This window comes from Pedobacter sp. UBA4863 (genome assembly GCF_002399615.1).
In the GTDB taxonomy this organism is placed as follows: domain Bacteria; phylum Bacteroidota; class Bacteroidia; order Sphingobacteriales; family Sphingobacteriaceae; genus Pedobacter.
Map to the genome: position 1 here is coordinate 181,199 of NZ_DHDZ01000015.1, position 6,815 is coordinate 188,013.

The 6,815-nt window shown below is 36.1% G+C and carries 6 protein-coding genes; 3 read left to right on the forward strand and 3 right to left on the reverse strand.

All coding sequences use genetic code 11. The features are described 5' to 3' along the window. Positions 1 to 3: 3 nt before the first annotated feature. Positions 4 to 1,176 (forward strand): P1 family peptidase, encoded by a 1,173-nt coding sequence (locus tag B3I52_RS02630; protein ID WP_293298335.1) that lies wholly within the window; start codon positions 4 to 6, stop codon positions 1,174 to 1,176. A 748-nt stretch (positions 1,177 to 1,924) separates the two neighbouring features. Here the strand turns inward: B3I52_RS02630 and B3I52_RS02635 are convergent. Next, positions 1,925 to 2,395 (reverse strand): GyrI-like domain-containing protein, encoded by a 471-nt coding sequence (locus B3I52_RS02635; protein WP_293298337.1) that lies wholly within the window; start codon positions 2,393 to 2,395, stop codon positions 1,925 to 1,927. Between the two features lie 128 nt (positions 2,396 to 2,523). Here B3I52_RS02635 and B3I52_RS02640 point away from each other — a divergent pair, with 128 nt between their 5' ends. Continuing rightward, on the forward strand, positions 2,524 to 3,867 hold the full coding sequence (locus B3I52_RS02640; protein WP_293298339.1) for a PhoH family protein: 1,344 nt from the start codon (positions 2,524 to 2,526) through the stop codon (positions 3,865 to 3,867). Between the two features lie 182 nt (positions 3,868 to 4,049). On the opposite strand, the gene B3I52_RS02645 is transcribed toward B3I52_RS02640, so the two are convergent. Together B3I52_RS02645 and B3I52_RS02650 are read right to left on the reverse strand one after the other, a co-directional pair. Further along, positions 4,050 to 5,264, reverse strand: coding sequence for a TCR/Tet family MFS transporter (locus tag B3I52_RS02645; protein ID WP_293298342.1), 1,215 nt, complete (start codon positions 5,262 to 5,264; stop codon positions 4,050 to 4,052). A 328-nt stretch (positions 5,265 to 5,592) separates the two neighbouring features. Beyond that, positions 5,593 to 5,841, reverse strand: coding sequence for a hypothetical protein (locus tag B3I52_RS02650; protein WP_293298345.1), 249 nt, complete (start codon positions 5,839 to 5,841; stop codon positions 5,593 to 5,595). A 329-nt stretch (positions 5,842 to 6,170) separates the two neighbouring features. On the opposite strand from B3I52_RS02650, the gene B3I52_RS02655 reads away from it, so the two are divergent. Continuing rightward, a complete protein-coding gene (locus B3I52_RS02655; protein ID WP_293298348.1) occupies positions 6,171 to 6,800 on the forward strand; it encodes a hypothetical protein in 630 nt (209 codons plus the stop codon). The last annotated feature ends 15 nt before the right edge of the window (positions 6,801 to 6,815 follow it).

Sequence of the window (6,815 nt, forward strand, 5' to 3'; positions counted from 1 at the left end):
ATAATGAAATACCCTAAAACCCTAACAGTACTTTTATTGGGAGTTGCAGTTGTTGCACAAGCACAAGAAAAACGTGGCAGAGCCAGAGATTTTGGTGTGCAAATAGGCATTCTTAAAACTGGACAACACAACGCCATTACCGACGTAGCGGGGGTAAAGGTTGGCCATACTACCTTAATAAAAGAAGATTCAATCAGAACTGGTGTTACCGCAATTATTCCTCATGAGGGCAATGTATTTCAGCAAAAAGTACCAGCAGCGGTATTTGTAGGTAACGGCTTCGGTAAATCAATGGGCTTATCTCAAATTAAGGAATTGGGAAATATAGAAACACCAATATTATTAACCAATACGCTAAATGCACCAATGGTTGCAAATGCACTTTTAGACTATATGTTGGCACTGCCAGGCAACGAAAATGTAAAATCTGTTAATGCCATGGTAGGCGAAACTAACGATGGCGGACTAAATGACATTAGAGGCCGCCATGTTAAAACAGAAGATGTGCTACAAGCGTTAAAAACTGCCCAGAATGGCCCTGTTGCCGAAGGTGCAATTGGCGCTGGTACCGGTACCGAAGCTTTAGGTTTTAAAGGAGGCATCGGAACCTCGTCTCGTGTATTGCCCGCTTCTAAAGGTGGTTACACGGTAGGAGTGTTAGTGCAGTCTAATTTTGGGGGCGTGTTACAAATTAACGGGGCACCAGTAGGACGCGAACTAAACAATTTCTACATGATGGACAAAACCAAGCAAGTTAAAGCAGATGGTTCTTGCATGATTATTATTGCCACAGATGCGCCTCTGTCTGATAGAAACCTTGAACGTTTAGCGAAGCGTTCATTTATCGCCTTTGGCAATGTAGGTGCTTTCGCTTCAAACGGCAGCGGCGATTATTCAATTGCTTTTTCTACCTATAACAAAAACCGTGTGCCATATACCACTAGAGAAAAAGTAAGAACAATAGACGATTTAAATAACGATGAAATGTCGCCATTGTTTATGGCAGTTTGGGAGGCTACACAAGAAGCATTAATCAATTCTCTATTTATGGCCGAAGACATGAAGGGCAAAAATGGCAGAACCGTTAAAGCCCTACCTATCAAAAAAACAATCGAAATTTTAAAGAAATACAAAGCACTTGATCAAAATAAGCTGCCTATGGCTATTGAAAATTAGTAAAAACAACATTTTTTGTTAATAACTTGATTGTTAACAACTTGAAGTGTTTGTTGCACAATATTAAGATTAACGCTAAAATGCTCATATTTTAACCATTAAAAACGGTTAACAACCTTAAATATTTGGTGAGTAAGTTGTTAGTAACATTTAATCAATTTTCTTGGCAAATATTGCCTATCAAGTTAACTTAGATACTATCAATAACGAAGTACTTTGACCGTCTTAAAAAATCCAAAACGAAAAGTAAGCTGAAAAGCTAAAACTTTCGGGATCCAAATTGTATCAGTCTATATGTGTTTAAGTAACGCAGTAGGTTCATGCTTAGTTTTATACTAAAATGAATATAATTAGCAAACTCCAATTGTTCGCAAGAAAAAATAGAGCCGCTAAAGTAGCAATACAAATACTGAACAATAACAGACAATGATGGAAAAAAGCTATAATTCTATGGAAGGAAGCCTATGAACATCATCCTAAAGCAAAACATTCGAAAGAAAAGAAGCTTAAAAGGGCAAAGTAAAATTCAATTGATAGCTTATCCATATTTACGAATAAGGGTAGGTTTAAAACGGAGAACCAAATCGAAAGAGGCAGTTCTCCGTTTTTGTTTATCATACTTTTTAAAATCTTGTTGTCCTAATCAACAAATTGGGCAAATCATTATTGCAGTAAAACACGAAGGATAAATTTTTGGGCTATTTGGTGGCTTTGCGATTAAAAAAGAAAATCTCGAAAACTATAAATGCTAATCCTTCACAGAAATAAAAGTCTCCACTTCTGCCTTGTCACCATCCTGATATTTTTTTCCGTGAATGGTAAAATCGGCTTGGTAGGCCCGTTTTGAGTTTAAGGTTTCGCCTCCCCATATTTCTAGCCAAGTGTTAAAAACGGCTTCGGGCATTTTCCCTTTAGAAATAAACTTCTGGTAGTTAGCGGTTTCAATAGTAAGTCCAACAAAACCCTGAGGAATATTTTCTAATGAGCTCACCGCTAATCCTACAATAGTGGTATAATAACCGGTAAAATCCGTTTCGTAGTCAGTATAAACGGCATAAATTTCATCGCTAACCTTATGGGTAATTTGCTTTTGAACATCCTCTTTCCAAAACCTGCCCCACAAGGTTTCTATATCTTTTGCAGATTGCCCGTTCTCGTTAGTTGTTCTTATCGAAACTCCTACAACATAAAATTTTTGAATAAGTTGATTTTTTATCATGATCTATTTTTGATTAAACTTCAAACCTAACATGCGCTACTGACAACCCTATGTCAGTTAAACTAAGCTTTAAAAAAAAATAGATGTTATTTAACTTTATACTTATTAAAGCTTAAATTTAAAGTACTATGACGAAAAAGGATCAACAACTTCCTAGAAAGATATTTGTACTAGACACCTCTGTAATACTTTACGACCACGATGCAATAAACAGTTTTCAAGAGCACGATGTGGCCGTGCCTGCATTGGTATTAGAAGAATTGGATAATTTTAAAAGTGGCAACGATACACGCAATTTCGAAGCACGTAATTTCATTCGCATCATCGATAAAGCATCAAAGAATAATCTGCTCAATACGTGGTTTACGTTAAATAAAAAGAGTTTAGGAAAGTTTAAAATACAAATTGAAGAAGTGCCAAGTCAGCAAAATGCAGAAACGTTATTTAGCCATGGCAAGTTCGATAACAGAATACTTAATTCGGCCCTGGTGCTAAAAGAAGAAAACCCGAACCATAAAGTAATTCTAGTTGCTAAAGATATTTGTTTGCGCTTAAAGGCAAAAGCTTTGGGTTTACATGCCGAAGATTACGAAACTGGAAAAGTAAAGAATGTAGAGGAACTTTATAGCGGAAAAACCATTGTAAATAACTTTGAGATAGCCGCTTTTGAACAATTAAAGAAAGAATACGCTATAAGTGCAGCAGCACTGAATTTGCCCTGTAAGCATGCTAATCATTTTTATATCCTTAAAAACAAAAGAAAAGAAATTGCCGCTTTTTATAGCATCAACAACAACCTTTTAAAACAAGTTAAAAAAGAGGCTGTTTTTGGAATAAAGCCACGTAACGCCGAACAAAGTTTTGCCATAGAAGCACTGTTAAGCCCCGAAATTAAATTAGTAACCATACAAGGCAATGCCGGAACTGGAAAAACCTTGCTAGCCTTAGCCAGTGCCTTAGCGCAACGCAGAGAATACCGGCAAATTTACATTACCCGACCTATTGTACCGTTAAGCAATAAAGATATAGGTTTTTTGCCAGGCGATGTAAAATCAAAAGTAGATCCGTATATGGCACCCATTTGGGACAATCTTAAATTTATAAGGGAACAATTTGCCAATGAAGAAAAAACACAGCTAAAAATTGACGAACTGGTGCGTACCGAAAAAATAGAAATAGCTCCGTTGGCATTTATACGCGGCAGAACACTAAATAAGATATTCTTTATTATTGACGAAGCCCAAAACCTAACGCCACACGAAATTAAAACCATTATTAGCAGGGCAGGAGAAGATACCAAAATTGTATTTACAGGCGATATCTATCAAATAGATACTCCTTACTTAGACTCGGAAAGTAATGGTTTATCTTACCTCATAGAAAATGCTAAAAATCACCCGCTTTATGCACACATTACCTTGCAAAAAGGAGAACGGAGCGAACTGGCAGATTTAGCTACAGCGCTTTTATGATGTGCTAATTAGTTAATAAGATGATAGGATAATAATGTTGTCCATTTGGGAGATTTGTCCACAGGTGGACAAGTGCTGTGACTAGATCAACAACTGGTGATAATGAATATCACTAAGAGCTAGAAGCTATAAAATCCACCAATCCATTCGCTCATCATCAAATCAACCAATCATCTAATTTTTTAATGATGTTTCTTTAACGTTTGGTAACAAATTACGATAGAAATACAAGTTAATAATGCGCCCATCATAAATGGAGCTCCCGGAAAATAAATACTACCATTTTTAGGATTGGTAAAGTGAGCAAACAATGCCGACATTAACAAAGGCCCAACAATACTTGCCAAGCTCATAAAACTGGTCATAATTCCTTGTAATTCGCCTTGTTCATCTGGCTTTACTTGGGTAGAAATTATTCCCTGTATGGCGGGGCCAGTAATACCCGCTAGGGCATAAGGCACCATAAATGCAAACATCATCCAACCTTTAGTGGCAAAAGCAAAAAGTACAAAACCCAATACATACAGCAATAAGCCAAGCATAATAGATTTTTTTTGTCCCAATTTTGGAATAATAACCCGTATTAAGCCACCTTGCACAATGGCAACGGTTAAACCTACAAAACCTAGAGAATAGCCAATCCAAGTTTCGTTCCAATTAAATTTTTCTTGCGTATAAAACGACCATACCGTTTGGGTAGATTGGGCTGCAATGTACAAGATCAATAGCGAAGCCAACAAACCTAATAAAGAGGGATAGCGCTTAATTTGCATTAAAGCACCTATCGGATTAGCCCGCTTCCAATCAAATTCGCGTCTGTTTTCTTTTTGTAAGGATTCTGGAAGGATAAAATAACCATACAACCAATTAAGTAACGATAAGCCTCCAGCAATCATAAACGGTACGCGGGTGCCAAACTGACTAAATACGCCGCCAATTACTGGGCCAATGATAAAACCTAAACCAAAAGCAGCCCCAATTAAACCAAAATTCTGAGCTCTTTTTTCAGGTGTGCTCACATCAGCAATGTAAGCAGATGCTGTAGTAATACTTGCACCGCAAAGTCCAGCAATAATACGACCAATAAATAACAAAGTAATGGTATGCGCAAACGATAAAAAGAAATAATCAACTGCCATGCCAAAAAGCGAAATCAATAGGACAGGTCTTCGTCCCATTTTATCGCTCAAAGCACCCAGGATAGGGGAGCAAATAAACATCATTAACGAATAAGCGGTAAGTAAAAGCCCACCATATTCCGAGGCTTCACTCAAATTTGCTCCAGTAAGTTCTTTAATTAATGCGGGCATAATCGGAATAATAATTCCGAACCCTATACAATCGAATAGGATAGTAACCAGAATGAACAACACACCAGCATTTCTTTTGTTCGCCATGTTATATTTTGTTGGGTTGCAAAGGTAATGTAAATGCAGAAACTAAGTAGGAGAATAAGAATAAATTAGTGTTTATAGCATTAAGGATAAAAAGATACAAGAACCTAAAAACCAACAAACCTCTCATTTATTTGGCAAAAAATAAGATAAAATAATATTTTGTTTGAAAATATAACTTATTGAAAATCTTTAGTTAAATATAGTTCAATTAAACAAAAAGTATTCTTAACTGTAATTTTAACAGCAAAAAGCAGTTAAAAATTCAAAATAAAATTCTGAAATATGAGTTTTATCGCTGGAAATCAATTATTTGATAGAATTGAATAATCTATTGCTGTCTTTGGTAAGCCGTTATAAAATCAACTCTCATTGTTTTAAAACGTTCTATTACGGTTTCAATAAAAGCTTCGTCTATAATTTGAAAAACTTCATTTACACCACCTCCGGTAAGATCTAATTCAGAAATTTTATAACTCTGTTCATAAGGCCCCTGTTCAAATTTAACAATGAATTTTTGGTTCATACTGAAGATGCTAATCTTACATTGTGGGTGCGGTAGTTCTGCTATTATTCTCATGCTAATGATATATTGTACGATTTAAAAATATTAATGCTCTAATTCAGAAAATCAGCTCATATTAAGCTCATTTGCCTTTCGATCCGATAAAGGTATAACAACAATTTTTCAGTTTCTAAAATTATAACTTAATAACTAATTGATTAAGTAAATTATTTACTGATAAAACTAACATGAACATATCGCTTGGAAAGCAAAGTAAAATATGGCTGTGGTTTCATCACCATTAAAAGAAACACGGTCCTATCTAGCTATAAATCAGTCTTTAGGTTACAAAAGGCTTAATGCTTCTTTTAAATTAATTACTAACCTAAAAACCAAGAGAAATTATGAAGAAAATTTACTTATCCCTATTATCATTGATGCTCGGTTCTCCGGCTTTAATGGCTCAAATCTATGTTACCGAAGCGGGTGCAGGCCTTAAAAACGGAACATCATGGGCCAATGCCTATGATAATACCCAACTGCAACAGGCTATTAATGAAGCCGAAAGTGCAACAACAAAACAAGTATGGGTGGCAAAAGGTATTTATAAACCTACCGAACGTCTTTCTGAAGAAATATATGCAGCACGTACAGATGATGGTACTATTGCACCAACTGCTGCCAACGATAGCGATAAGTCATTTATACTAAAAACTGGTGTGGCAATTTATGGCGGCTTTGCTGGCACAGAAGCAACTATTGCCGAAAGAACTAGCATTACTACCCTTAATGAAACTATACTAAGTGGAGATTTAAACAATAGCAATACCGCCAATACAGATGATGCTTACCACGTAGTAGCGGCAAGAGATGATGCCGATGGTTCTGTATTGGATGGATTTACCATTCAACACGGGTATGGTAACGATGGCAATTACGCCCAAATAACAGGTGATAGAATTAGAAGAAGCATTGGGGCAGCTATTGCTGTTTTTACTGCCAAAACAGTTACTTTTAATAATTTAGTAACCTGAGCTCGATTAATCAGA

Excerpts from the sequence above, each read along its gene's own strand:
- B3I52_RS02630 (WP_293298335.1), top strand. The coding sequence starts at position 4 with ATGAAATACCCTAAAACCCTAACAGTACTTTTATTGGGAGTTGCAGTT.
- B3I52_RS02635 (WP_293298337.1), bottom strand. The coding sequence starts at position 2,395 with ATGATAAAAAATCAACTTATTCAAAAATTTTATGTTGTAGGAGTTTCG.
- B3I52_RS02640 (WP_293298339.1), top strand. The coding sequence starts at position 2,524 with ATGACGAAAAAGGATCAACAACTTCCTAGAAAGATATTTGTACTAGAC.
- B3I52_RS02645 (WP_293298342.1), bottom strand. The coding sequence starts at position 5,264 with ATGGCGAACAAAAGAAATGCTGGTGTGTTGTTCATTCTGGTTACTATC.
- B3I52_RS02650 (WP_293298345.1), bottom strand. The coding sequence starts at position 5,841 with ATGAGAATAATAGCAGAACTACCGCACCCACAATGTAAGATTAGCATC.
- B3I52_RS02655 (WP_293298348.1), top strand. The coding sequence starts at position 6,171 with ATGAAGAAAATTTACTTATCCCTATTATCATTGATGCTCGGTTCTCCG.